This is a genomic window from Xanthomonas sp. LF02-5 (assembly GCF_034105325.1).
Classification (GTDB): domain Bacteria; phylum Pseudomonadota; class Gammaproteobacteria; order Xanthomonadales; family Xanthomonadaceae; genus Xanthomonas_A; species Xanthomonas_A sontii.
This window is the reverse complement of record NZ_JAXGGF010000005.1, coordinates 138,265-163,656: the sequence shown is the minus strand read 5'-3', so window position 1 is coordinate 163,656 and position 25,392 is coordinate 138,265. Positions and strand designations below refer to the sequence as shown.

The following is a 25,392-nucleotide window of genomic DNA, read 5'->3' as shown; positions in this document are numbered from 1 at the left end:
CAATGGCATCCGATTGATGAACGCTATCGAAAAACCTTCCGTGCCGGCACGCCTGCGCGAACGCCGCGCCGCGATCGACGGCGCGCTGACCCGCGACCGTGGCCGCCTGCTGGGCCTATGGTCGCGCTGGCAGGCCGCGCCCGGCAATGCCGCGCTGGAGACGGCGTTTGAGCAGGCGCTGCAGGCGTCGCAGGCGCGTTGCGCCGCGCGCGCGGCGCAGCAGCCGGCGATCACCCTGGATCCGCAACTGCCGATCGCGCGCGAGGCCGAGCGCATCGTCGCGCTGATCCGCGAGCACCAGGTGGTGGTGATCGCCGGCGAGACCGGTTCGGGCAAGACCACGCAGTTGCCGAAGCTGTGCCTGGCCGCCGGGCGCGGCGCCGCCGGCATGATCGGCTGCACCCAGCCACGGCGCATCGCCGCGCGCGCGGTGGCCAGCCGCGTGGCCGAGGAGCTGCGCACGCCGGTGGGCGAGACGGTGGGCTTCCAGGTGCGCTTCAACGACCGCGTCGGCGAGCAGACCCGGATCAAGTTCATGACCGACGGCATCCTGCTGGCCGAGATCGCCAGCGACCGCTGGCTGTCCAGCTACGACACGATCATCGTCGACGAGGCGCACGAGCGCAGCCTCAACATCGATTTCCTGCTCGGCTATCTGAAGCAGTTGCTGCGCAAGCGCCCGGACCTGAAGGTCATCGTGACCTCGGCGACGATCGACACCGCGCGCTTCGCCGCGCATTTCGACGATGCGCCGGTGATCAGCGTGGAAGGCCGCACCTATCCGGTGGAGGTGCGCTACAGGCCGCTGGAGGAGGCGGGCGGCGAGGAGGCCGACGCCGAGAGTGGCGACAACGCCGGCGACCGCACGGTCAACCAGGCGATCGTGGCGGCGATCGACGAAATCACCCGGCTGGATCCGCGCGGCGACGTGCTGGTGTTCCTGCCCGGCGAACGCGAGATCCGCGATGCGCACCATGCGCTGGAACGGCGCAAGTACCGCGAGACCGAGGTGCTGCCGCTGTACGCGCGGCTCTCCAACGCCGACCAGGATCGGGTGTTCAACCCCGGCCCAAAGCGGCGCCTGGTGCTGGCCACCAACGTCGCCGAGACCTCGCTGACGGTGCCGCGCATCCGCTACGTGGTCGATCCCGGCTATGCCCGGGTCAAGCGCTACAGCCCGCGGCAGAAGCTCGACCGCCTGCACATCGAGCCGATCTCGCGGGCCAGCGCCAACCAGCGCAAGGGCCGCTGCGGCCGCATCGCCGAGGGCATCTGCTACCGGCTGTACGCCGAGGCGGATTTTACGGCGCGCCCGGAGTTCACCGATCCGGAGATCCGCCGCTCCAGCCTGGCCGGGGTGATCCTGCGCATGTTGCAACTGGGGCTGGGACGGATCGAGGATTTCCCGTTCCTGGAGCCGCCGGACGAGCGTGCAGTGGCCGATGGCTGGCAGCAACTGGTGGAGCTGGGGGCGGTCGGCGAGCCGGACCGCCATGGCTTGCGCAAGCTGACCGAGATCGGCCGCAAGATGGCGCGGCTGCCGGTGGACGTGAAACTGGCGCGCATGCTGGTGGCGGCGCAGCAGCACGGCTGCCTGCGACCGATGCTGGTGATCGCCGCGTTCCTGGGCATCCAGGACCCGCGCGAGCGCCCGCCGGAGGCGCGCGAGGCTGCCGACAACGCGCATGCCAGGTTCGCCGATGCGCGCTCGGAATTCGTCGGCATCCTGCGCCTGTGGGACGGCTACCGGCAGGCGCACGAGGACCTGACCCAGTCCAAGCTGCGCGACTGGTGCGGCCGGCATTTCCTCGGCTTCCTGCGCATGCGCGAGTGGCGCGAACTGCACCGTCAGCTGCATCTGCTGTGCGCGGAGCTGGGCTGGACCGAGGAGCCGGCGGAGGCCTCCCTGCGGCCGCTGCTGGCCGGCGCTTCCGCGCCCGCGCCGGCGCGCGATGCCGAGACCGCGGCGCGTGCGACCCGCGGGCAGTTGCATCGCGCCGCGCGCCTGGCCCGCGAAGGACGCGGCACCGGCACGCCGGCCACACCCGCACCGGCGGCCCAAGCCGCGCCACCGGCGTCCGCCGAGGCCGGGGAGGCACCACGTGCCAGCGAACGCGAGCGTGCCGCCGCCTACCAGGCGCTGCACCGCGCCTTGCTGGCCGGGCTGCCGACCCAGGTCGGCCACCGCACCGAGAAGGGCGATTTCCTGGCGCCGCGGCAGCGCCGCTTCCTGTTGTTCCCCGGCTCGGCGCTTGCCCGCAAGCCGCCGCCGTGGGTGCTGCCGGCGACGTTGCTGGACACGCAGAAGGTATGGGGCCTGACCAATGCCGCGATCGAGCCGGATTGGGTGATCGCCGAGCTGCCGCACCTGCTGGCGCGCAAGCATTTCGATCCGCACTGGTCGCGCGCGCAGGGGCAGGTGCTGGCCTCCGAGCAGATCAGCCTGTTCGGGCTGGTGCTGGCGCCGAAGAAGCCGGTGCACTACGGCCGCATCGATCCGCCCGGCGCGCACGAGCTGTTCGTGCGCCAGGGCCTGGTGCCGGGCGAGATCAACACCCGCGCCAGCTTCGTCGCCGACAACCAGAAGGTGCTGGCGCAGGCGCACGAGGAGGAGGCCAAGCTGCGCCGCGCCGGCATCGTCGCCGACGAGGACTGGCAGGCGCGCTGGTACCTGGACCGGATTCCCGGCGAGATCCATTCCGCCTCCGGCCTGGACGCCTGGTGGAAGGCGCTGGCGCCGGAGCAACGGCGCGCGCTGCACTGGTCGCTGGCCGACCTGCTGCCGGGCGAGGGCAGCGCGGCCGAGCGCTATCCCACGTATTTCCCGCTGGGCGATGCGCGGCTGCCGCTGCATTACCGGTTCGAACCCGGCGCGGCCGACGACGGCGTGACCCTGGAGGTGCCCGTGCACCTGCTCAACGCGCTGGACCCGACGCGGCTGTCGTGGCTGGCGCCGGGCTTCGTCACCGACAAGGCGGCGGCGCTGATCCGCAGCCTGCCCAAGGCGCTGCGCCGCAACTACGTGCCGGCGCCGGACTTCGCGCGTGCGTTCTACGAGGCGTTCCCGCAGCCCAGCGCCGACGACATCCGTGGCGAGCTGGCGCGGTTCCTGCAGCGCGCCACCGGCGTGCCGCTGAGTGCGCTGGAGTTCGACGAGAGCACGCTGGAGCCGCATCTGCGCATGAACCTGCGCCTGCGCGACGAGGCGGGCAAGGTGCTGGCCGAATCGCGCGACCTGGACGCGCTGCGCGCGCGCTTCGGCGAACGTGCCGGGCAGGCCTTCGCCGCGCGCGCCGGCCGCGCCATGGCCGCGACCGGGCTGCGCGAGTTCCCGGCCACGCCGATCCCGCTGCAGGTGCCGGGCGAAGCCGGCGTGCCGGCGTATCCGGCACTGGTGGACGAGGGCGACAGCGCCGCCCTGCGCATCTTCGCCGACCGTGCGCAGGCCGAGGCGGCGCATCCGCGCGGCGTGCGTCGGCTGCTGGAGATCGCCCTGGCCGACAAGGTCAAGCAGGCGCGCAAGCAGTTGCCGGTCTCGCCCAAGACCGGGCTGTTGTACGCGGCGATCGAATCGCAGGAACGCCTGCGCGGCGACCTGGTGGAAGCGGCGTTGAATGCGCTGCTGGAACAGGGGCTGGAGGCGATCCGCGATGCGGACGGTTTCGCTCAGCGCCGCGACGCCGCCGCCAAGCAGCTGTTCGGCGAGGCGATGGAGCGGCTGAAACTGGCCGAGGCGATCATGGGCGCGGCCGCGGAACTGAAGCCGCAACTGGAATCGCCGCTGATGGGCTGGGCCAGCGGCAACCTCGACGACCTGCGCGCGCAACTGGCAGCCTTGCTGCATCCGGGCTTCCTGCGCGAGACCCCGGCCACGGCGCTGGCGCAGTTCCCGCGCTATTTGCGCGCGATGATCCTGCGCGCCGAGCGCGCCAAACGCGATCCGGCGCGCGACCAGGCGCGGATGCTGGAACTGAAGCCGTTCGTCGACGCACTGGCCGACGCGGCTGCGGCCGGACGTGGCGACACGCCGGAGTGGCAAGCGCTGCGCTGGGACCTGGAAGAACTGCGGGTGTCGCTGTTCGCCCAGGAACTGGGCGCCCGCGCCGGCATCTCGGCCAAGAAGCTGGCGCAGCGAGTGGCTCTGCTGCGGTGATTGGGGAGTGGGGATTCGGTGTGAGATTCCACCGCTGTCCCGTACCACCCGCGTGACCAGCATTCTTGTGGGAGGGACTTCAGTCCCGACGCGTTCAGCGGCAGGCGTCGGGGCTGAAGCCCCTCCCACAAGGGGGATGCGCCGCTTGGACGGTCAAGCGATCTGCTCTGCAACGGCGCGTGGTGTTGGTGCCACGCGCCAACGCAGTCGCGTCTTGTTGTGTGGCAGGAGCGGCTTCAGCCGCGCCCATCGTGGCGCCATGCGTCGGGGCTGAAGCCCCTCCCACAGCAGCCGCTCCTGCGACATGCGATCACGGCCCTCAACGTTTCAGCCCGCAGCAATCCAACGAATCCCGAATCCCCACTCCCCAATTCCTGCCGCTCAATCATCCACCCGCTCGCCCATCAGCTCGCGCTGGCGCTTGTCCAGTTCCTCGGCGTAGCGCTTGCGCACGAAGCTTTCGCTGAGCACGCCCAGGACCTTGCCCTGGTCGTCGACCACCGCCAGCTCGTCGCTCTGGGTCAGGTCGAACTGGCGCATGGCGGTGACCACGTCGGTGTCGGCGGGCAGGGCCACGTCGCGGTTGCCGGCGTAGTCGACGATGGCTGCGTCGGCGTTGACGCCATCGGCGTAGGCGGCGGCCAGGGTGACCAGACCGGCGTAGTGACCGTTCTCGTCTTCCAGCACCACGCGGGTGCCCGAGCCGAGCGGGAAGCGGCGGCGGAACTCGGCCACGCTGGTGGTGGCGGCCAGCGGATGCACGTCCTTCTGCATCATCCGCCCGGCGCTGAGGTGCTTGACCCAGCCGACGTCGCGCGCGCTCTTGATGGTCTCGCCGCGCAGGTGCAGGCGCCAGGTGGAGAACGAGTAGCCGAAGATCTGGCGGACGATGGTGTTGGCGACCAGCACCGCCACCATCACCGCGCTGGCCAGCACGAAATCGTGGGTGCCTTCCAGTACCAGCATCGCCATCGTCATCGGCGCGCCGATCACCGCGGCGGCCATCGCCGCCATGCCGGCCAGCGACGCGGCGGTGCCGTCGACCAAGGCCATGCCGCTGCCGAGATTCAGCACGCCGGCGAACAGCCCGCCGACCAGCGAACCCATGAACAGCGAGGCGAAGAACAGGCCGCCGCGGAAGCCGAAGCCCAGCGAGATCGCCGAGCCCAGGCACTTGAGCAGCAGCAGGATGCCCAGCCAGCGCAGCGAGGTCGGGCTGGTCAGGTCCAGGTGCAGCGCGCCGTGTCCGGAGGACAGCACCTGCGGGGTGATCAACGCCAGCGGGATCAGCAGCAGGCCGCCGGCGACCGGGCGTGCCCAGCGCGGCAGCGGGCTGCGGTTGATCGCCTGTTCGATCGCGCCGATCAGGCGCATCACCGCCACCGCCAGCAGCGCGCAGAGCACGCCGAGCAGCGCGTACAGCACGTAGTCGCGCGCCTCCAGCGCCGAGGCCGCCGAGGCCGGCAGCAGGTACGGCTGCACCCCGGCCAACTGCGACACGAACACCGCGCCCAGCGAGGCCACCGCCACCGGTGCCAGCGCCGATGGCGAGTAGGCGCCGATCACGATCTCGAACGCATAGAACGCGCCGGCCAGCGGCGCGCCGAAGGCCGCGGCGATGGCCGCGCCGGCGCCGGCGCCGACAAGGGTGCGGATGTCGGCGCGGCGCAGGCGCAGCACGCGGCCCAGGTGCGAGCCGCTGCCGGCGCCCATCTGCGTGTACGCCGCCTCCAGGCCGACCGAGGCACCGACGCCGTTGGAGAACAGGGTCTGCACGGAGACGATCAGGTTGTCGCGCATCGACATGCGCCCGCCGTACAGCGCGTTGGCTTCGACGGCGTCGACCAGTTGCCGCTTGCGCGCGCGCGCGGCCATGCCCAGCAGGCCGACCAGCAGCCCGCCCAGCGGCAGCACCAGCAACTGGTGCACGCTCAGTTCGGACATGGCGCTGAGCCGCTCGTCGGCCTCCAGGCCGTACAGCAGAGCCTGCGCGCCGTGTGCCAGGCTGCTCTGCAACAGGGTCAGCAGGCCGGCGATCACGCCGACCAGCAGGGCCAGGGCGATGAACCAGACATCGCTTGCGCGCAGGCGCCGGCGCAGCGCGTCGGCGAGGCTGTGCGAGGCGTCGGCCAGTCCCGGCCGCGGACGCAGGTTCACGGCGCGCGATCCTATTTGATGCGACGGACCTTGGCGCGGGTGTTGTAGTTGTCGATCTGCATGTACCACACGCCCATGATGCCGGGGGTGATCTTCACCTTGGGCGCGGTGCGGTGCACGCTGGGCAGGCTCGCCGCCTCGGTCTGCTCCCATTCCTGACCGTTGGCCAGCACGTACTTGCGGCCTTTGGCGAAGCCGGAGAACTCGCCCACCAGGGTGCTCTCGATCGGCTCGGCGCTGCCGAAGTCGAAGAAGCCGCGGTTCTTGGTGATCACCTCGCGGCGGCCCTCTTCCTTGGCCTTCTCCAGCGCCACCGCGGTCTCCTTGGCGACCTTGCCCTGCAGCCAGTCGTTCAGCGCAGCCAGCTCCTGCGGCGACAGCTTGTCCAGCCCGGCCGCCTTGAACTCCTGCGGCGACATCTGCGTCTGCAGATCGCCGGAGACGGTGCGCTGGGCGAGCGCCGGGGCGGCTGACACGGCGAGCGCCGCGCACAGGACCAGGGGAGCGAGACGCGCAAGGGACATGGCGAGGATCCGGGCAGTGGGATGCGCCGTAGTGTAGTCGCAAGCGGTGACTGCGCACGGGATACCGGGCGCGCCGGGACCGCGTCGGCGCCCGGTTCAGTCCTCGGCGGCGGCTGGCACGTCCGACCTGCGCGGCGGTCGCCGGTACACGAAGTCCGGCGCCGGCGCGGCGGCTTCGCGCTGTGCCAGCGCCTGCAGCGCCGCGTGCGCCGGGGCGCGTTCGCACACCGGGTCCAGGGTCGCGGCATCGCCGCTCAGCGCCAGCGCCTGGCAGCGGCAGCCGCCCCAGTCGATCTCGCGCTTGGGACAGCCCTGGCATACCTCGGGCATCCAGGCGCTGCCGCGGAAGCGCACGAAGGCCTCGCCGTCTTCCCAGATCGCCGCCAGCGGGCGCGCGCGCAGGTTCTCGAAGCGCATGTCCGGCAGGGTTTCGGCGGCGTGGCAGGGCAGCACGTCGCCGCGCGGGGAGATGTTGACGAAGCGCTGGCCCCAGCCGCCCATGCAGGCCTTGGGCCGGTGCGCGTAGTAGTCGGGGGTGACGAAGTCGATGTGCAGGCGGTCCTGCAGGCGCAACCGCGCGGCCTCCACCGCGGCCACGGTGGCGTCGATCTGCGCGCGGCTGGGCATCAGCGCAGCGCGATTGCGCAGGCCCCAGCCGTAGTACTGGGTATGGGCCACTTCCAGGCGTTCGGCGCCGAGTTCCAGCGCCAGCTCGATCATTGCCGGGACACGTTCGGCGTTGTGGCGATGGATCACCGCGTTGATCGTCAGCGGCAGGTCGAGCGCGCGCACCGCCGCGGCGAAGGCGCGCTTCTTGGCCAGGCTGTCGCGGTAGCCGGCGATGCGGTCGGCGCCGGCGGCGTCGGCGTCCTGGACGCTCAGTTGCACGTGTTCCAACCCGGCCGCGGCAAGGTCCGCCAGCATCGGCGCGCCACCGGCCACGCCGGAGGTGATCAGGTTGCTGTACAGGCCCAGTGCGCGTGCATGCGCGACCAGCTCGGGCAGGTCCTTGCGCAGCATCGGCTCGCCGCCGGAGAAATGCGCCTGCAGTACGCCCATCGCCGCCGCCTGGTCCAGCGCCGAGCGCCAGCCGGCCGTATCCAGTTCCTCGCGCAGGCCGGCCAGTTCGATCGGGTTGGAGCAATACGGGCAGGCCAGCGGGCAGCGGTGGGTCAGCTCCAGCAGGATCGACAGCGGCGGCGGCACCGGCGTGTTCATGCGCGCAGCAGCCGCTTGGCGTGCAACTGCTGCGCCAGCTCGCGCACGTCGCGTTCGACCTCGGCCGGGTCGGCCTCGAATTCTGCGGCCAGTTCCGCGGCGATCGTCGCCAGGCTGCGGACGCCGTCGCAGCGCGAGACGATGGCGTGGGCGATCTCGTCCAGTTCGATCACCCGCTCCGGTGCCAGCAGCACCCATTGGTCGCGCGCACGGTCGTGCTGCAGGCGCACGCCGGCGGCGAGCCGCGGTTGGCTGCTGGCGTCCAGCGCGCTCATGCCGCGGCCTGCGCGGCGTCCGGCACGAACGCGTCCGGCCAGGCCACGCCCGGCTGCACGTAGGCGAAGTGCAGCGCATCCAGTTGCGACCACAGCACGCCGCACTTGAAGCGCAGCGCGTCCTGCACCAACTGCTGCTTCTCCACGGTGTCGGCATGGCGCTTGACGTAGTCCAGGGCGAAGTCCGAATCGCGCGGCGCCTCGTGCAGGCGATGCTCGAAATACGCCAGCGCCTCGCGCGAGACGAAGTCGTAGTGCTGCAGCATGCCGGCCACGCGGTGGCCGATGATGCCCGGGGCGAACAGTTCGGTCAGCGACGAGGCGATGGCTTCCAGCAGGCTCTTCTCGCGCACGAAGTGCAGGTAGGCCTGCACCGCGAAGCGGGTGCCGGGCAGCAGGCCGCGCCCGGACTGCACCAGGTCACGATCCAGTCTCAGCGCGTCGGTCAGGTGCAGCCAACGGGCGATGCCGCCTTCGCCATCGGCGCTGCCGTCGTGGTCGACGATGCGCTGGCGCCAGATCCGGCGCAGCGCCGGGTCGTCCATCCGCGCCAGGATCGCCGCGTCCTTGAGCGGGATGCAGCGTTGGTACTCGTAGCGGTTCAGCGCCCAGGCCTGGACCTGGCCGCGGTTCAGGCGGCCGCTGTGCAGCAGGGCGTGGAAGGGGTGCTGGTCGTGGTACAGCCGCGCACCGATCCCGCGCAGCGCGGTTTCCAGTTGTTCCGGGCTAAGCAGTGCGCTCACGGGGTCGGTCTCGCAGGCGATGGGGCGGCAGGGGTCACAGTGCGATCTCCATGCCGTCGTGGGCCACGTCCCAGCCGTGCGCGGCGACGGTGGCGCGCTCGGCGGAGCCGGCGTCGAGGATGGGGTTGGTGGTGTTGATGTGGATGAAGACCTTGCGTGCCACGCCCAGGTCGGCGAAGGCATGCAGGGTGCCGGCCTCGCCGTCGATGCTCATGTGGCCCATGCGCTGGCCGGTCTTGGCGCTGACGCCGAGCTGCACCAGTTCGTCGTCGCGCCACAGGGTGCCGTCGAAGAACACCAGTTCGGCGCCGCGCAGGCGCTCGCGCAGGGCGTCGGTCAGCGCCGCGCAGCCGGGAATGTAGTGCAGGCGGTGTGTGCCGTCGTCGATGGTCAGGCCCAGCGTCTCCTCGGCCGAGCCGGCCAGGTCGCCGCTGTGGCGGGATTCCATGAACAGCGGCACCTTGCCCGGCACCGCGAATGGTGTGACCTGCAGGCCGAGCAGCGACAGCGGTGTGTCGAGGGCGAACGGATGGCGGTGCACGTAGGCCGGGTGCAGCGCGTCGAACACCGGGTTGTGCGCCAGCAGGTCGAGCACGCGGCTGCTCGCATACAGGTCGAAGCGCTGGCTTTCGCGCATCGACAGCAGCCCGGCGATATGGTCGATCTCGCCGCTGGTCAGCAGCACCGCCTCGATCGGCGAATGGCGCTGGTCGCGCTGCGGCCATAGTGCGGGGGTGGCCAGCACCTGCTGGCGGAAATCGGGTGAGGCGTTGATCAGCAGCCAGCGCTGGCCATCGACGCTGACCGCGATGCTGGCCTGGGTACGGCGTTGGGCACCCGGGTGTTGCTGCCACGCGCGCTGGCTTGCAGGCGTGTGGCAGTTCCACTGCGGATGCCCTCCGCCTGCCGCCGATCCCAAAACGATGAGGTGCATCCGGTCTCCGTTGATGGCGCCTGGCCGGTCGCGCTTCGGTCGCGGGAAGGGAGGAGTGCGCGGGTCAGAGCTCGCCGGAGGCGTAGCAGTTGATTTCCGCGCCGACGCAGATCTCGCGGATCACAGGCTTGTTCCACTTTTTCATGTGCGTTCCTCTTCGAATCGGTCTAGGGACGACGGCAGCGGCGCATGCAGACAGCAGCGGGTCGCCGTCGCGTTCGAGCATAGGCGCGGGGATTGGGGCGGTTGTGAAATTCCGGTAAAACCGCTGCAAGTCGCAACCGGATCACAGTGACGCGGCGGTGCGTATCCTCGGGGCGCCTCCGGCGCGCGGCCGGCGCAATTGTGAGAACGCGCACAAGCGCGTTAGTGTAGGCGGCACCGTTTCGTCGACTGCGTCCGTCCTTGAACCACACCGTCCACTCCGGCCTGGAGGCGTTGCTGCAGCGCCCGTCGGCCGCGACCCTGGCGCCCGCCCTGCGCGCGGCGCTGCTGCAGGCCTGGCAGGCACAGGCCGAGCCGCTGCCGCGGCTGCCGTGGCCGGTGCTGGCCGACACCCTGGACGCGCTGGCGCTGCTGTCCGCCGACGAGGCCTCGCTGCTGGCGGCGTTGCTGTTCGACCTGCCGGCCTTGCGCGCGCAGTTGCCGCAGCTGCCGGTGGCGCCACCGGCGCGGGCGCAGGCGGTGGTCGGGTTGTTGGAGGCGCAGGACGCCGCCGACCCGGTGTGGGCGCTGCATGCCGGGCGCGAGGCCGGGCGCAACAGCGAAGGCCTGCGCCGGCTGCTGCTGTCGATCGTGCAGGACCTGCGGGTGGTGCCGATCCTGCTGGCGCGGCAACTGGCGCAGATGCGCGTGGCCGACAAGGCGCCGGAGGCGCAGCGCCGCGCGCTGGCGCAGCTGACCCGCGACATCCACGCGCCGCTGGCCAACCGCCTGGGCATCTGGCAGCTGAAATGGGAGCTGGAGGATCTGGCGTTCCGGCACCTGGAACCGGACACCTACCGGCGCATCGCCCGCGAGGTCGACGAGAGCCGGGTGGCGCGCGAGCGCTACATCGAGGCGGTCAAGAAGATCCTGTCCAAGGCGCTGGCCGAGCAGGGCCTGCGCGCGGAGATCAGCGGGCGGCCCAAGCACATCTACAGCATCTGGCGGAAGATGCAGAAGAAGCGCCTCGCCTTCGACCAGCTCTACGACCTGCGCGCGGTGCGGGTGATGGTCGACGATGTCGCCGCCTGCTATGCCGCGCTGGGCGTGGTGCACGCGCTGTGGGCGCCGGTGCCTAGCGAGTTCGACGACTACATCGCCCGGCCCAAGGCCAACGATTACCGCTCGCTGCACACCGCCGTGGTCGGCCCGGAAGGGCGCACGATCGAAGTGCAGATCCGTACCCACGACATGCACGCGCAGGCCGAGCTGGGCGTGGCTGCGCACTGGAAGTACAAGGAAGGCGGCAAGGGCGCGGAGAAGGCCTTCGACCGCAAGATCACCTGGATGCGCCAGTTGCTGGAGCAGTCACAGGACGGCGAGCAGGGCGGGCTTGCCGGGGCGCTGGACGCCGAACTGGTCGAGGACCGGGTCTATGCCTTGACCCCGATGGGCGAGGTGATCGACCTGCCGCAGGGCGCCACGCCGCTGGATTTCGCCTACCACGTGCACACCATGGTCGGGCACCGCTGCCGCGGCGCCAAGGTCAACAACCGCATCGTGCCGCTGACCCACAAGCTGCGTAGCGGTGACCGTGTCGAGATCCTCACCGGCAAGGAGGCCGAGCCGCGCCGCGACTGGCTGCTGCCGGCCAATGGCTACCTGGCCAGCGGGCGTTCGCGCGACAAGGTGCGCGCCTGGTTCCACAAGCTGGACCGCGCGCGCAACGTGCAGGCCGGCAAGGAGCTGCTGGAGCGTGAGCTCAAGCGCCTGGGGCTGCAGCACGCCGACCTGTTGCCGGCGGCGAAGAAGTTCCATGCCGACGGCGTGGAGGAACTGTACATCCAGGTGGCGCTGGGCGACGTCGGCCCCAGCCAGGTCGGGCGTGCGCTGCACGAGGCCGAGCGTGCCGCGGCGCAGCCGGCGGCGCCGGCCATGCCGCGGCCGACCGCGCGGCGCACCGGCCTGGGCAAGTCCAAGTTCACCGTGCAGGGCGTCGGCAATCTGCTGGTGCAACTGGCGCGCTGCTGCCAGCCGGTGGCCGGCGAGCCGATCGCCGGCTACCTGACCCGTACCCGCGGCGTCACCGTGCACCGCAGCGACTGCGCCGCGTTCGCGCGGCTGGCCGCCAGCCATCCGCAGCGGGTGCTGCCGGTGGAGTGGGGCCAGGCCGGCGGTGGCTACGAGGTCGACGTGCTGGTGCGCGCGGTGGACCGGCGCTGGCTGCTCAAGGACATCACCAACCTGATCGCCCAGGAAGAGGCGCACGTGCTGGAGATCAACAGCGAGAACGTGCGCGACAGCGGTCTGGCGCAACTGCGGCTGCGGCTGAAGGTCGGCGATTATGGGCAGCTGTCCACCTTGCTCGGCAAGCTCGACGCGCTGCCGGGCGTGCACGAGGCGCGGCGGCTGGGCTGAGGGGCGTCGGCATGCCGGCCGGGAGGCCTGCCAGCGGGTGGGCCACCTACCGTGCGCGCGGCCGGCGCGACGCACAGCTGTTCGTCATCGGGGCAACGCTAAGCTTGTGCGGTGAGCATGCCGCCGGATCAGGTCAGGGACGAACCCACGCGCAGACAGCGGCCGGTGCCGCTGTGGCGCGATCGGCGTGTCTGGCGCTGGGCGCTGGCCGTGCTGCTGGTGCTGGGCATGACCGTGGTGGTGTTCCGCCGCCCGCTGGCCGACCTGATCTGGCCGGAGACGCGCATCCAGCAATTGCTCGACCAGGGCCACGCGGCGCTGCGCGCGGGCAAGCTCAGCGCCGCCGACGGCAGCGGCGCGCGCGAGCGCTTCGAGGCCGCGCTGGCGCTGGATAGCGACCGCATGCAGGCGCGCGTCGGACTGGCCGCGACCGGGCGCGCGGCGCTGGGGCAGGCGCGCGCGGCGTTGGCCGCCGGTCGCTTTCCGCAGGCGCGCGAGGCGCTGGCGCTGGCGCGCGCGCTGCAGGTGCCGCGCGCCGATGCCGATCGCATCGAGGCGGCATTGCGCGCGCGCGAGGCCGCGCACGCCGGCATCGATCAACTGCTGCAACGGGCGGCGCAGGCGCGCCACGACGGGCATCTGGACGACGGCCCGGACGCGGCCCTGCCGCTGTACCAGCGCGTCCTGGAGTACGCGCCGGAACGCACCGCGGCGCTGGAAGGCCGCGAGGATGCGCTGTCGGAACTGCTGCAGCACGCACGCAGCGACCTGGCGCGCGGCGACCTGGCCGCCGCCGCGGCGCTGGTGGAGCGCGCGCGCGGCTACGACCCCGGCCATGTCGACTTGCCCGAGACCCAGGCGGAACTGAACCGGGCGCTGGAGCGCCTGCAGCGCGAGGCCGAGCAGGCCCTGCGCCGGCAACGCCTGGACGCGGCGGCACACGCGTTTGCGCAGTGGCACGCGGCGGTGCCGGACGCAGCCGGCGCCAGCGACGGCCTGGAGCGGGTGGCGGCGGCCTATGCGCTGCAGGCGAGCCGTGCCGCCGCCGATTTCCGTTTCGGCGAGGCCGAGCGCGCGTTGCGCAAGGGCCAGGCCCTGGCGCCGGATAGCCGCGCGCTGGCCGACGCGAAGCAGGCGCTGCAGCGCGCCCGGCAGAGCCAGGCCACGCCGCCCTCGCGGATGTCGCCGGCCGAGCGCGAGCGCCGCCTGCAGCGCCTGCTGACCGATCTGCAGGCTGCCGAGGCACGGGGCGCCTGGCTGACCCCGCCCGGCGCCAGCGCCTACGACACCTTGCTGGCGGCGCAGACCCTGGCGCCGCGCGATGCGCGGGTGCGCGCGGCCGAGCAGCGCGTGCTGGCGGCGCTGCGACGCTGTTTCGACGATGCCATGCGCGGCAATCGGGTGCTGGCGGCGAGCGCCTGCTACGACGCCTGGCGCGCGCTGGCGCCGGGCGGCAATGGCCTGGCCACCGCGCGGCGACGCCTGGCGCAGCGCTGGCTGGCGGTCGGCGACGAGCGCCTGAGCGGCGGCGATGCCGCGTTCGCGCGGCAGGCGTTGCAGCGCGCCCGCGCGATCGATCCGGCGACCCCGGAGCTGGCCGCCTTCGAGCGTCGCTTGCGCAGCCTCAGTCCGGGGCGTTAGTGGGCGCAGTGAAGTGGGAGCTTCCCCAGGCTGATGGTGCGGCGCGTCGGGACTGAAGTCCCTCCCACAGGGGGCGTTGAGAGGTTCCGGCGATCGGTTGTATATCCGGGGCTGCGAGCGTCTTGGTTTGCAGTGCGCGCGTGGGTGCGCGACAGCGCCCGCCGGGTGCCGGCCAGAGCGGCGATGCTCGCAACACCATTGTGGGAGGGACTTCAGTCCCGACGCGATAGAAAACGGCGCGCCACCGCCGCTCAGGCCAGGAACGCCTCGCGCACCGTGGCGCGGGCGGCGTCCAGCGAGAAGTGGGTTTCGATGTTGCGCAGGCCGTTGTCGGCCAGCCGTTGCCACAGCGCCGGATCGGCGTAGAGCTGCGCGATGGCGTCGGCGAACGCGGCGGGGTCGTCGGCGATCAGCACGTCCTCGCCGTCGCGCAGGTGCATGCCTTCCACCGCGCACGCGGTGGCCACCACCGGCTGGCCATGGGCCATGCTGAGGTTGACCTTGCCCTTGACCCCCGCGCCGAACCGCAGCGGCGCCACGGCGATGCGCATGCCGTCCATGTAGGCAGCGATGTCGGGCACGTGGCCGAGCAACTCGACGCCCGCGGTGGCCTCGCCGAGGCGGCGGATGTACTCCGGCATGTCCGCACCGATGCAGTGGAAGCGCACCTCCGGCAGACGCGTGCGCACGGCAGGAAATACCTCCTGCAGGAACCAGCGCACCGCGTCCACGTTGGGCGCATGGCGGAAGCCGCCGACGAACACCAGGTCGCGGCGCTGCGCCCACGGCAGGCCGGGGCCGGCGACCTCGTGCAGGTTCGAGATCAGCGCCGTGCGCACCTGTGGCGCCTCGCGCTGCAACTGTTCGCGTTCGACCGCGCTGACCAGCACGGTCACGTCGACCTGCGCCATCACCTCCAGCTCGCGCGCGCGGGTGCGCTCGGCCTCGCGCAGCAGGCGCGCGTCGCCGGCGAGTTCGGCGCCGCGGCGCTCGCGCAGGTAGTGCAGGTCCACGGTGTCGAACAGGCGCCGTGCCTGCGGCGCGAACCGGCGCAGCAGCGGCAGGCAGGCGTGGGCGACGTGGTGGCGCACCAGCAGCACGCTGTGGAAGCGCGCACCGTGCTGCTGCAGGAACCAGGTCAGGTTCTTCAGGTACGGCGCGTACCACACCTCCACGCCGAGCCGCTGCAGGGTCTCGCTATGGCGGCTGGCATAGCTGCGCTCGCTGGGCACGAACACCACGTGCGCGCCTTCCTCGAGCAGCAGGCGGATCAGGTTGAGCTGGCGCAGCGAGGCCGAGTCGCGGTCCGGCTGCGGCAACGCTTCGTCCAGGATCAGCACCTGGCGCTGCCGGCGATGCAGCAGCGCCGGCGCAGGCACCTCGCCGGGCTGCAGGTGCTGCGCCAACACCTCCGCCCATTTGCGGGCGAAGACCGCACGGTTGCGCACCTGGTAGGCCTTGATTCCGCTGCCGGTGTCGGTGCCGTTGCTGGTGCCTTCGTCGTGCACCACGCGGCTGGCCGGCTGCACCAGCGTGCGCAAGCCGGCGGCGCGCACCGCGAAGGCCAGGTCGGTGTCCTCGTAGTAGGCCGGCATGTAGCGCGTGTCGAAACCGCCCAGCGCCAGGAAGCGCGCGCGTTCGATCGCCAGCGCCGCGCCGCTGCCGTAGTCGACGTCGCGCAGGTAGGCGTAGCGCGGATCGTCGGGCGACTCGAAGCGGCCGTAGCTCCAGGCGCTGCCGTCGGCGAAGACCACGCCGCCGGCATCCTGCAGGCGGCCGTCGGGATACAGCAGTTGCGCGCTGACCAGGCCGGCCTGCGGCAGCTGCGCGAAGGTGTCCAGCAACGCGTCCAGCCAGCCCGGCTGCGGCACCGTGTCGTTGTTGAGGAACACCAGGTAGCGGCCCTGCGCGCGCGCGGCGCCGTCGTTGCAGGTGGCGATGAAGCCGCCGTTGCGCTCGCGCACGTGGTAGTGCAGGCCGACCACCTGCGGCAGCCACTGCGCGGTGTCGTCGCTGCTGCCGTCGTCGATCACCAGGATCTCGCAGGGTGCGGCCGGCGGATGCGCGGCCAGCGCGCGCAGGCAGGCGAGGGTATGCGCGACGTGGTTGTAGACCGGGATCACGATGCTGACCAGCGGTGCGGGACTGTTCGGCACCGCGAACGGCGCGAACGGCGCCGCTTGCACCGCGAACAGCGCGCGCTGCGGCGGCGGCAGCGGTTGCGCATGCACGCGCAGGCGCTCCCAGGTGCTGCGCCAGCCGCGCGTGCGCAGGCTGGTCAGGCCGCGCCGGACCAGGCCGGCCAGGCGGTTCAGGGCGTAGCGCGCATTCGCCCACGACATCGACATCCGGTACCACTCCAACTTAAACGAAGAGGCCGTCGCGCCGCGCTGCCCGCTGGGCTGCGCTAGACTCGGCGGAATTTACATTCTCGCATTCCCGTGCCCCGACGCTACGACGATCACGACACCGACGATCAGGACGACGCCCTGGACAGCCCCGCCGCCGTATGGCGCAGGCGTCTGCTCACCTGGGGCCTGGCCGCCGCCGCACTGGGCCTGGGCTTCCTGATTCCGTACACGGTCTATCTGAACAAACAGGTCACCCAGCGTTTCGGCGAACTGCGCTGGCAGATTCCCACCCGCGTGTACGCGCGGCCGCTGGTGCTGGCGCCGGACACGGCGATGGACCCACAGACGCTGAAGACCGAACTCGATGCCGCCAGCTATCGCGCCGATGCCGGCGCCGAGCGCCCCGGCAGCTACCAGCAGGACGGCAGCCGCTTCACCATCGCCAGCCGCGGCTACGTCGATGTCGACGGGCGGGTCGCGCCGCGGCGCATCGAGGTGGGCCTGGCCGGCGGGCGCGTGGTGGCGCTGCGCGATGCGCAGACCCGCAAGGCGCTCAAGGCCGCGCGGCTGGATCCGGCGCGCATCGCCACGCTGTACGGGCAGAAGCAGGAAGAGCGGCGCCTGGTGCGCGTGGACGAGGTGCCGGAACTGCTGGTCACCGGCTTGCAGGCGGTCGAGGACCGCGACTTCAACTCGCACCACGGCATCGACCTCAGCGGCATGGTCCGCGCGGCCTGGGTGATGGTGCGCTCCGGCGGCAAGAGCCGGCAGGGCGCCAGCACCCTGACCCAGCAGCTGGCGCGCAGCGGCCTGCTCGGCATCGGCAAGGAACAGACGGTCACCCGCAAGTTCAACGAGATCCTGTACGCGCTGATCATGGAGGCGCGCTACGACAAGCGCACCATCCTCGAGGCGTATCTGAACCAGGTGTACCTGGGCCAGCGCGGCAGCCAGGCGGTGCATGGTGTCGCGTCTGGTGCGGAGTTCTGGTTCGGCCGCGAACTCGATGCGCTGGCGCCGGAGCAGGTGGCGCTGCTGATCGGCCTGGTCAAGGGGCCGTCCTACTACGACCCGCGGCGCTATCCCGAGCGCGCGCTGGACCGGCGCAACTTCGTGCTCGGCAAGCTGCGCGAGAGCGAGCTGATCGACGAACCCACCTACCGCAAGGCGCTGGCCGCGCCGCTGGGCGTGCCGGCCGAACCCGGCCTGGTCGCGGCCAACCGGTTCCCCGCCTATGTCGACCTGGTGCGGCGCCAGCTGGCGCGCGATTACCCCGAAAGCGCGCTGCAGGGCGCCGGCCTGAGCGTGCTCACCGGCATGTCGCCGTCGGCGCAGGCCTATGCCGAGGGCGCGGTGACGCGCACCATCACCGCGCTGGAGACCAACAAGAAGCGCCCGCCGCTGCAGGCCGGCCTGGTGCTAACCGACACCCACAACGGCGAGGTGCTGGCGGTGGTCGGCAGCCGCGACGTGGCCCAACCCGGTTTCAATCGCGCGATCGAGGCGCAGCGCCAGGTCGGCTCGCTGCTCAAGCCGTTCGTGTACCTGTTGGCGCTGGCGCAGCCGGACCGCTACTCGCTGGCCAGCTGGGTCGACGACACCCCGGTCACCGTGCAGCTGGGCCGCGGCCGCACCTGGAGCCCGGGCAATTCCGATGGCCGCAGCCACGGCACGGTGCGCGTGGTCGATGCGCTGGCGCACTCCTACAACCAGGCCACGGTGCGCATCGGCATGCAGGTCGGGCCGGAGCGCGTGGCGCAACTGGTGAAGGTGCTGGCCGGCATCGAGGCCGAGGTCAATCCCTCGCTGATCCTCGGCGCGACCGACCAGAGCCCGTACGCGATGGCGCAGCTGTACCAGTTCCTGGCCTCCGGTGGCGAAATCCAGCCGCTGCATGCGGTGCGCGGCGTGCTCGATCCGCAGGGCAAGCTGCTCAAGCGCTACGACAAGACCCCGGCGCCGGCGCAGGAGGGCGACTCCATCGCCGCCAACCTGGTGGGCATGGCGCTGCAGCAGGTGGTCAGCAACGGCACCGCGCGGCAACTGCTCAGCGATGGGTTGGGCAAGCTGTCGCCGGCCGGCAAGACCGGTACCAGCAACGATGGCGTGGACAGCTGGTATGCCGGCTACACCGGCGACCACCTGGCGGTGATCTGGATCGGCAACGACCAGAACAAGCAGACCGGCCTGTACGGCGCCACCGGTGCGATGCGGGTGTGGTCGGGCATCTTCTCGCGGCTGCCGAGCGCGCCGCTGCAGGTGCAGGGCAAGGGCATCGACTGGCAGTGGATGGACCCGGTGGGGTACAACAGCACCGACCCGAGCTGCCCCGGCGCGCGCCAGTTCCCGTTCGTGGTCGGTTTCGTGCCGGCGTATGCCGCATGCACGCCGCCGCAGGCGCTGCCGGAAGACGCCGCGCCCGCCGAGGGCGAACATCAGGGCGGCGGCTGGCGCAGCTGGTTCGGCCTGGACAAGAAGAAAGACCCGCCTGCCGACGCGGCCGCGCCGCCGCCGGCGCATTGATTCCCGGATCCCGGATACCGCTCATGACCCCACGTCTTCCCGCCATCGCCGCTCTCAGCCTGCTGCTCGCCTCCTGCGTCAGCGCACCGCCGCCGCCGCCCCCGGCCGCACCGGTGGACACCACCACGCCGGCGCAGCGCATCGCCGCGATCGACGCCAGCGGCGGTGCCGACGACACCGAACTGAGCGTGCAGCCGCTGCGCGATCCGGAAGTGGAGGATCTGCGCGAGAGCGCCAAGCGCAAGCGCAGCGCCGGCGACCTGGCCGGCGCCGCCGCAGCCCTGGACCAGGCGCTGAAGCTGGTGCCGGACGACCCGGCGCTGCTGCAGGACCGCGCCGAAGTGGCGCTGCTGCAGAAGGACGACGCCCAGGCCGAAGCCTTCGCCAAGCGCGCCATCGACCTGGGCTCGCAGACCGGCCCGCTGTGCCGCCGCCACTGGGCGACCATCGAACAGGCGCGCCTGGCCCGCGGGCAGAAGGAAAACGCCGCCTCGGCGCACGCCCAGATCGCCGGGTGCACGGTGCCGGGGATCAAGAGGTACTGAGGGCCGGGAATGGGGAGTCGGGAATGGGGAATGGATAGAAGCTGCGTTTCTGGCGGCTCGTCCCCCTGGCGGCGTTCGGTCTTCCCGCTCTGCCGGCGGCAGTCACAGTGAGCTGGTAGCGCTGCTGCTCTAACCATTCCCTATTCCCGACTCTCCATTCCCATGTCGTTAGCTCACGCAAGCACCGAAGCCCTCAGCGAAGGCGGGGCGCTTGCGCGTCAGCTCGATGCGTTCGTGCCGCGGCCGGCGCAGTTGCGGTTGACCGCGGCGATCGCCGAGGCGTTCGAGCAGCGCGACGTGCTGCTGGCCGAGGCCGGCACCGGGACCGGCAAGACCTATGCGTATCTGGTGCCGGCGCTGTTGTCGGGGCTGAAGACCATCGTCTCCACCGGGACGCGCGCGCTGCAGGACCAGCTCTACCACCGCGATCTGCCGCGGGTGCGCGCGGCGCTGGGCGTGGGCCTGAGCAGTGCGCTGCTGAAGGGACGCGCCAACTATCTGTGCAAATACCGCCTGCAGCAGGCGCGCGGCGAGCCGCGCTTCACCGCGCGCGAGCAGGTCGCGCAGTTCCAGCGCATCGTCGCCTGGAGCGGACGCACCCGCTTCGGCGACATCGCCGAGCTGGACGCGCTGGCCGACGATTCGCCGCTGCTACCGCTGGTCACCTCCACCGTCGACAACTGCCTGGGCACCGAATGCCCGTTCTGGGGCGAGTGCTTCGTGGTGCAGGCGCGGCAACGCGCGCAGGCGGCCGACCTGGTGGTGGTCAACCACCACCTGCTGCTGGCCGATCTGGCGCTGAAGCAGGAGGGCTTCGGCGAAATCCTGCCCGGGGCGCAGGCCTTCGTGATCGACGAGGCGCACCAGTTGCCGGAGCTGGCGGCGAACTTCTTCGGCGAAGGTTTCGGCATGCGCCCGCTGCAGGAACTGGCGCGCGACTGCGTGGCCGAGAGTCGCAATGTCGCCGGCGCGCTGGCCAGCCTGCAGGCGCCGGCGCAGGCGCTGGAACAGACCCTGCGCGAATTGCGCGCGGCGATGGAGGGGCTGCCGGCGCGCGGCACGCAATGGCGGCTGTTGGCCAAGCCGCAGGTGCGCGACGGTTTCGACGCGCTGCTGGCCGATCTGGCGCGGCTGCAGGAGCCGCTGGCGGTGCTGCGCGAGGCTTCGCCCGGCTTCGACGCCTGCGCGGCGCGCGCGCGCGAGCTGCGCACGCGGTTGGGCCGCTGGCTCGGCGAGGATGCGCCGATTCCGGATTTCGAGGCCGAGCCGGAAGCGGACGCGCCGTCCAACGACGTGCTGTGGTACGAACTGACCCCGCGCGGCTTCCGCTGCCAGCGCACGCCGCTGGACGTGTCCGGGCCGCTGCGCGCGCACCGCGAGGCCTCGCGCGCGGCCTGGGTGTTCACCTCGGCGACGCTGGCGGTGAAGGGCGAGTTCGAGCACATCGCCACCCGCCTGGGCCTGAGCGACCCGATGACCTTGCTGCAGCCGAGCCCGTTCGACTGGGCGCGGCAGGCGCTGTGCTACCTGCCGGCGCTGCCCGACCCCGCCGCGCGTGGCTTCGGCACCGCATTGATCGCCGCGTTGCAGCCGGTGCTGGAGGCCTCGCAGGGCCGCGCCTTCCTGCTGTTCGCCTCGCACCGCGCGCTGCGCGAGGCGGCCGAGGCGCTGCGCGACGGGCCCTGGCCGCTGTTCGTGCAGGGCGAGGCGCCGCGCGCGACCTTGCTCGAGCGCTTCCGCGCCTCCGGCAACGGCGTGCTGCTCGGCTCGGCCAGTTTCCGCGAGGGCGTGGACGTGGTCGGCGATGCGCTGAGCGTGGTGGTGATCGACAAGCTGCCGTTCGCCGCGCCCGACGATCCGGTGTTCGAAGCACGCCTGGAGGCGATCCGCCGCGACGGCGGCAACCCGTTCCGCGAGGAGCAGTTGCCGCAGGCGGTGATCGCCCTCAAGCAGGGCGTGGGCCGGCTGATCCGCAGCGAGCGCGACCGCGGCGTGCTGGTGCTGTGCGACCCGCGGCTGCTGTCCAAGTCCTACGGCCGGACCTTCCTGGAGTCGCTGCCGCCGTTCGCCCGCACCCGCGACGTGGAGGACGTGCGCCAGTTCTTCGCCGCCGAAGCCCCGGCGCTGGGCGATAATCCCCAGGCCGGCATGTCGCCATCCGACTAGCCGCCGCGCCGCTCCTGCTTTTGCGAATCCCCAATCCCGAATCCCCAATCCCGGCTCCTCGATGAATCTGCTCGCCTTCGAAACCTCCACCGAAGCCTGCTCCGTCGCCGTGCTGGTCGGCGACCGCGTGCTGGAGCGCTTCGACCTGGCGCCGCGGCGGCACGCCGAACTGGCGCTGCCGTGGGCCGAGCAGTTGCTGGCCGAGGCCGGCATCGGCCGCCGTCAGCTCGATGCAGTGGCCTTCGGTCGCGGCCCCGGCGCGTTCACCGGCGTGCGCCTGGCGATCGCGGTCGCGCAGGGCATCGCCCTGGCCCTGGACCTGCCGGTGCTGCCGGTGTCCACGCTGCAGGTGCTGGCGCTGCGCGCGCCGGCCGACGCGCCGCGAGTGCTGGCGGCGATCGATGCGCGCATGGGCGAGGTCTACACCGCGGCCTACGCGCGGCAGGCCGATGGCGGCCTGCAGGCGCTGACCCCGGAGCAGGTGCTGAGTCCGGAGGCCTTCGTGTTGCCGGAGCCGGATGCGGCCTGGGCTGCGGTCGGCACCGGGCTGGCGGCGGTCGATGGCACCTTGCAGCGCCGCTTCGGCGCGCACTGGCGCAGCGCCGATGCGCAGGCGCTGCCGCATGCCGCCGACGTGCTGACCCTGGCCGCGGCCGCATACGCGCGCGGCGAAGGGATCGCGCCGGAACGCGCCGAACCGGCCTACCTGCGCGACAACGTCGCCCTGACCCTGGCCGAGCAGCAGGCGCAGCGGGCCGCACGGTGAGTGCGTGCGGCGTGCCGTCGGCGCGTCAGCGGTCGAGTACCAGCGGCGTGGCGCTTTCGTGCGCAGGCCTGGCGACGCACAGCAGCGCACAGCCTGGTTCGATCTGGGTGTCGGGCGGACGCAGGTAATGCACTGCGCCGGACAGCACGCGCGTCGCGCAGGTGCCGCAGGAACCGTAGCGGCAATCGGAGGGCGCAGCGATCCGCTGCGCTTCTGCCAGCTCCAGTAACGTGCCGGCGTCCGGGGTCCAGACCGCCTCGCGTCCCGAGCGCTGGAACCGCACGCGCACCCGTGGCGCATCTGCGGGCGCTGCCGGGTTCGTATCGCGGACGAGGCTCGATGGGCCGAATGCCTCGAAGCGGATGCGCGCGTCCGCCACGTTCAGCGCGCGCAATCCACGGTACATATCGCGCATGAAGTCTGGCGGTCCGCACAGGTAGAAGTCGTAATCGTCGAATGCCAGGATCCGCTGCAACCGCGCGATGCCGATGCGGCCGGCGCCGTGGCCGGCCGCTCGGCTGTCCAGGCAATGCAGCGACAGCCGCGCGTCGGCCGTGGCGAGCCGTGCCAGTGTGGCGGCGAACGGACGATCGGCGGCCTCGCGGGCGCCGTGCACGAAGATCAACCGCCGCCGCGAGGCGGTGTCGGCCAGCGCCTGGCGCAGCATCGCCAGCATCGGCGCGATGCCGATCCCGGCCGAGACGAACACCACCGGCCGCGGGCTGGCGGCATCGAAGACAAAATCGCCGCGCGGCATCTGCGCGTCCAGCGTCGTGCCGACCTGCGCATGGTCGTGCAGCCAGGCCGATGCCCGGCCCTGCCGTTTCACGGTGATCCGGTAGAGCGCGCCACCCGGCGCGTCGGACAGCGTGTAGTTGCGCACCGTCGGCGCGGCATTGCCGCAGATCGGGAAACGCAGCGTAAGGTGTTGGCCGGCTGCGTACGACGGCAGCGCGCCGCCGTCCTCGGCGGCGAAATGGAACGAGCGGATGGCACGCGCTTCGTCGACGATCCGCACGATCCGCAGCGGCCGCCAGGCGCGTTCGGCGGCAGGCGTCGACGCCGCGGCGAACTGCGCTGGGCGCTGCACCGCCGACCAGCGCCACGGCAACACGGCGCGCGTGTGGCGCACTTCGCGGAGATGGAAGCGCACCACGCGCTGCGCGCCCGCGAACGTCGCCAGTAGCGGCCCGTCCCAGACGATCTCCGCGCGGGCGGCCAGGTACAGCAGGTCGCCGCGTTCGAAGTCGATGAACAGCAGCCCCGCGCGCGGATCGTGCAACAGGTTGCCGAGCGTATTGAAGTAGCGGTTGCCGCTGAAATCCGGCGTGGTCAGGGTGCGCGCATCGTCGACGCGCACGAAGCCGGGCAGGCCGCCGCGGTGCGACACGTCCGCGCCGCGCGCGGCGCCGGCATCCTCCGAGGTGTTCGCGCTGGCGATGAAGAAGGTATCGCAGCGCGCGAGCAGCGCGCATTGCGTATCGCTCAGACGCGCCGACACGGCAGTCGCGGTATGCGCGTGGACCTCGCCTGCGGCGAACGTCGGGCTGCGGCTGTTGATGTACTGCGGGCAGTTACCGAAGCTCTGCTCCACCGCGACCGTCAGCGTGTCGCCATCGACTGCGCTGACGCTGCCGTTGACGCGATTGCGTCGTCGCGTTTCGAGCGCGATGCCCAGGCCGCCGAACGGCGCGCCCGGCCGCCAGGTGCCGGCCAGCGGGTCGCCGGGCAGGGGCGGCGCGGCGATGCGCAGCGTGCGCGGGTCCGGTGTGCTCAGGAAGCCGGGCTGGCCCACGCGCAGCGTCGCCCACGGCTGCCCGTGCGCGTCGCTGCCGGCGAGTACGAACAGCGGCAGTTGCGCGAAGAAGTCCCGATGCTGTTCGGGCATGCAGCGGCGGATGCTGCGCCGCCCGGCCGCCGCCGCGACCGCGCTGGCCCCGGCCCGCTGCTGGACGGCAAGTTCGCCGGGGTGGAACGGCGAGGTCTCCAGATCCCAGCCGGCGACGCCAGCGGTCGGCGCGTTCATTGCGGTCTGCGTGCCGTCGGCCGGCAGCGCTCAGCCGGCCGACGCGCCGGGCGGCAGCGCCGGCAAGGCGACGAATCCCGGCAAGGCTTCGATCCGGGCAAGCCACGCCCGCACTTGCGGGTAAGGTTCGAGCGCGATTCCGCCTTCTGGCGCATGCGCGATGTAGGTGTAGCCGGCGATGTCGGCGATGGTCGGTTGCGCGCCGGCGGCGAACGGCGTGTCGGCCAATTCCTGGTCGATCGCATCGAGCAACCGGGTCGCCGTACGCCTGGCCGCCGCCAGGTCGAGCGGCATCCCGAATGCGGTCGCCAGCCGCGCCGCGGCGGGCCCGTAGGCGATCGGCCCGGCCGCGTACGACAACCAGCGCTGCACGGTCGCTGCGCCGAGCGGCTCGTCCGGCAGCCATTGCGGATGGCCGTAGCGTTTGGCCAGATAGACCAGGATCGCGTTGGAATCGGCGAGCACCCTGCCGCTGTCGTCGATCACCGGTATCTGTCCGAGCGGATTCAGCGCCAGGAACGCCGGTTGCCGTTGCGCGCCGGCGGCGAGATCCACATCGATGGTCTCGAACGGCAGTCCGAGCAGCGACAGGAACAGGCGCACCCGGTGCGCGTGTCCGGACAGGGGCGCGGAATAGACCCGGATCGGAGCGGCGGGACGATCGGTGCCGCGAGGACTGAGGGTGGACATGGAACGGCTCCGCAATCGTGCATCGCCGGGGATCGGCGACGATCGGCTGCAGCCTAGCGCTGGCCGCGGCCGGCAAGAAGACGGACAATGCGAGAAACATTATCCTTTCCGGAAGGAC

At 71.8% G+C, this 25,392-nt stretch carries 17 protein-coding genes; 7 read left to right on the top strand and 10 right to left on the bottom strand.

Annotated features, from left to right (window positions below; genetic code table 11):
* Positions 1-16: 16 nt before the first annotated feature.
* Complete coding sequence (gene hrpA, locus SLW52_RS14445; RefSeq protein ID WP_320740605.1) at positions 17-4,153, top strand: ATP-dependent RNA helicase HrpA; 4,137 nt, start codon at positions 17-19, stop codon at positions 4,151-4,153.
* A 381-nt stretch (positions 4,154-4,534) separates the two neighbouring features.
* Here hrpA and SLW52_RS14440 read toward each other — a convergent pair whose 3' ends face one another.
* The 7 genes from SLW52_RS14440 to pqqA all read right to left on the bottom strand — a co-directional run bounded on the left by SLW52_RS14440 (position 4,535) and on the right by pqqA (position 10,230).
* Complete coding sequence (locus SLW52_RS14440) at positions 4,535-6,310, bottom strand: chloride channel protein (RefSeq protein WP_150409796.1); 1,776 nt, start codon at positions 6,308-6,310, stop codon at positions 4,535-4,537.
* Between the two features lie 11 nt (positions 6,311-6,321).
* Positions 6,322-6,834, bottom strand: coding sequence for a hypothetical protein (locus SLW52_RS14435; RefSeq protein ID WP_017912272.1), 513 nt, complete (start codon positions 6,832-6,834; stop codon positions 6,322-6,324).
* Positions 6,835-6,930: 96 nt separating this feature from the next.
* A complete protein-coding gene (pqqE, locus tag SLW52_RS14430) occupies positions 6,931-8,052 on the bottom strand; it encodes a pyrroloquinoline quinone biosynthesis protein PqqE (protein WP_320740606.1) in 1,122 nt (373 codons plus the stop codon).
* Complete coding sequence (gene pqqD, locus SLW52_RS14425) at positions 8,049-8,327, bottom strand: pyrroloquinoline quinone biosynthesis peptide chaperone PqqD (RefSeq protein ID WP_295958998.1); 279 nt, start codon at positions 8,325-8,327, stop codon at positions 8,049-8,051. The genes pqqE and pqqD overlap by 4 nt, the downstream gene beginning before the upstream one ends.
* On the bottom strand, positions 8,324-9,070 hold the full coding sequence (pqqC, locus tag SLW52_RS14420; RefSeq protein ID WP_267122153.1) for a pyrroloquinoline-quinone synthase PqqC: 747 nt from the start codon (positions 9,068-9,070) through the stop codon (positions 8,324-8,326). Before pqqC ends, pqqD begins: the two co-directional genes overlap by 4 nt.
* A gap of 34 nt (positions 9,071-9,104) precedes the next feature.
* The gene (gene pqqB, locus SLW52_RS14415) at positions 9,105-10,004 is read right to left on the bottom strand and encodes a pyrroloquinoline quinone biosynthesis protein PqqB (protein WP_267100713.1); all 900 of its coding nucleotides are present in this window, start codon (positions 10,002-10,004) and stop codon (positions 9,105-9,107) included.
* 64 nt (positions 10,005-10,068) lie between these two features.
* Positions 10,069-10,230 (bottom strand): pyrroloquinoline quinone precursor peptide PqqA, encoded by a 162-nt coding sequence (gene pqqA / locus SLW52_RS14410; protein ID WP_267092635.1) that lies wholly within the window; start codon positions 10,228-10,230, stop codon positions 10,069-10,071.
* A 179-nt stretch (positions 10,231-10,409) separates the two neighbouring features.
* Here pqqA and SLW52_RS14405 point away from each other — a divergent pair, with 179 nt between their 5' ends.
* Together SLW52_RS14405 and SLW52_RS14400 are read left to right on the top strand one after the other, a co-directional pair.
* Positions 10,410-12,566 carry a bifunctional (p)ppGpp synthetase/guanosine-3',5'-bis(diphosphate) 3'-pyrophosphohydrolase gene (locus tag SLW52_RS14405; RefSeq protein WP_267092634.1) on the top strand — a complete coding sequence of 719 codons (2,157 nt, stop codon included), beginning with the start codon at positions 10,410-10,412 and terminating at the stop codon, positions 12,564-12,566.
* A 117-nt stretch (positions 12,567-12,683) separates the two neighbouring features.
* Positions 12,684-14,207 (top strand): hypothetical protein, encoded by a 1,524-nt coding sequence (locus tag SLW52_RS14400; protein ID WP_320744251.1) that lies wholly within the window; start codon positions 12,684-12,686, stop codon positions 14,205-14,207.
* A gap of 251 nt (positions 14,208-14,458) precedes the next feature.
* Here the strand turns inward: SLW52_RS14400 and SLW52_RS14395 are convergent, their stop codons facing one another.
* Positions 14,459-16,555, bottom strand: coding sequence for a glycosyltransferase (locus SLW52_RS14395; RefSeq protein ID WP_320740608.1), 2,097 nt, complete (start codon positions 16,553-16,555; stop codon positions 14,459-14,461).
* 93 nt (positions 16,556-16,648) lie between these two features.
* On the opposite strand from SLW52_RS14395, the gene mrcB reads away from it, so the two are divergent.
* The 4 genes from mrcB to tsaB all read left to right on the top strand — a co-directional run bounded on the left by mrcB (position 16,649) and on the right by tsaB (position 22,558).
* Positions 16,649-19,081, top strand: a complete 2,433-nt coding sequence (mrcB, locus tag SLW52_RS14390; RefSeq protein WP_320740609.1) for a penicillin-binding protein 1B — start codon at positions 16,649-16,651, stop codon at positions 19,079-19,081.
* A 23-nt stretch (positions 19,082-19,104) separates the two neighbouring features.
* On the top strand, positions 19,105-19,626 hold the full coding sequence (locus SLW52_RS14385) for a tetratricopeptide repeat protein (protein ID WP_010343249.1): 522 nt from the start codon (positions 19,105-19,107) through the stop codon (positions 19,624-19,626).
* 162 nt (positions 19,627-19,788) lie between these two features.
* Positions 19,789-21,792, top strand: a complete 2,004-nt coding sequence (locus tag SLW52_RS14380) for an ATP-dependent DNA helicase (protein ID WP_320740610.1) — start codon at positions 19,789-19,791, stop codon at positions 21,790-21,792.
* A 61-nt stretch (positions 21,793-21,853) separates the two neighbouring features.
* Complete coding sequence (gene tsaB, locus SLW52_RS14375) at positions 21,854-22,558, top strand: tRNA (adenosine(37)-N6)-threonylcarbamoyltransferase complex dimerization subunit type 1 TsaB (protein ID WP_017914452.1); 705 nt, start codon at positions 21,854-21,856, stop codon at positions 22,556-22,558.
* A 25-nt stretch (positions 22,559-22,583) separates the two neighbouring features.
* On the opposite strand, the gene SLW52_RS14370 is transcribed toward tsaB, so the two are convergent.
* Together SLW52_RS14370 and SLW52_RS14365 are read right to left on the bottom strand one after the other, a co-directional pair.
* Positions 22,584-24,584, bottom strand: coding sequence for a pyridoxamine 5'-phosphate oxidase family protein (locus SLW52_RS14370; RefSeq protein ID WP_267083674.1), 2,001 nt, complete (start codon positions 24,582-24,584; stop codon positions 22,584-22,586).
* 30 nt (positions 24,585-24,614) lie between these two features.
* Positions 24,615-25,274 (bottom strand): glutathione S-transferase, encoded by a 660-nt coding sequence (locus SLW52_RS14365; RefSeq protein ID WP_152236005.1) that lies wholly within the window; start codon positions 25,272-25,274, stop codon positions 24,615-24,617.
* Positions 25,275-25,392: the final 118 nt, after the last annotated feature.

Coding starts and splice junctions, on each gene's coding strand:
- hrpA (WP_320740605.1), top strand. CDS start 17: ATGAACGCTATCGAAAAACCTTCCGTGCCGGCACGCCTGCGCGAACGC.
- SLW52_RS14435 (WP_017912272.1), bottom strand. CDS start 6,834: ATGTCCCTTGCGCGTCTCGCTCCCCTGGTCCTGTGCGCGGCGCTCGCC.
- pqqE (WP_320740606.1), bottom strand. CDS start 8,052: ATGAACACGCCGGTGCCGCCGCCGCTGTCGATCCTGCTGGAGCTGACC.
- pqqD (WP_295958998.1), bottom strand. CDS start 8,327: ATGAGCGCGCTGGACGCCAGCAGCCAACCGCGGCTCGCCGCCGGCGTG.
- pqqB (WP_267100713.1), bottom strand. CDS start 10,004: ATGCACCTCATCGTTTTGGGATCGGCGGCAGGCGGAGGGCATCCGCAG.
- pqqA (WP_267092635.1), bottom strand. CDS start 10,230: ATGCTCGAACGCGACGGCGACCCGCTGCTGTCTGCATGCGCCGCTGCC.
- SLW52_RS14400 (WP_320744251.1), top strand. CDS start 12,684: ATGCCGCCGGATCAGGTCAGGGACGAACCCACGCGCAGACAGCGGCCG.
- SLW52_RS14395 (WP_320740608.1), bottom strand. CDS start 16,555: ATGTCGATGTCGTGGGCGAATGCGCGCTACGCCCTGAACCGCCTGGCC.
- SLW52_RS14385 (WP_010343249.1), top strand. CDS start 19,105: ATGACCCCACGTCTTCCCGCCATCGCCGCTCTCAGCCTGCTGCTCGCC.
- SLW52_RS14380 (WP_320740610.1), top strand. CDS start 19,789: ATGTCGTTAGCTCACGCAAGCACCGAAGCCCTCAGCGAAGGCGGGGCG.
- tsaB (WP_017914452.1), top strand. CDS start 21,854: ATGAATCTGCTCGCCTTCGAAACCTCCACCGAAGCCTGCTCCGTCGCC.
- SLW52_RS14370 (WP_267083674.1), bottom strand. CDS start 24,584: ATGAACGCGCCGACCGCTGGCGTCGCCGGCTGGGATCTGGAGACCTCG.
- SLW52_RS14365 (WP_152236005.1), bottom strand. CDS start 25,274: ATGTCCACCCTCAGTCCTCGCGGCACCGATCGTCCCGCCGCTCCGATC.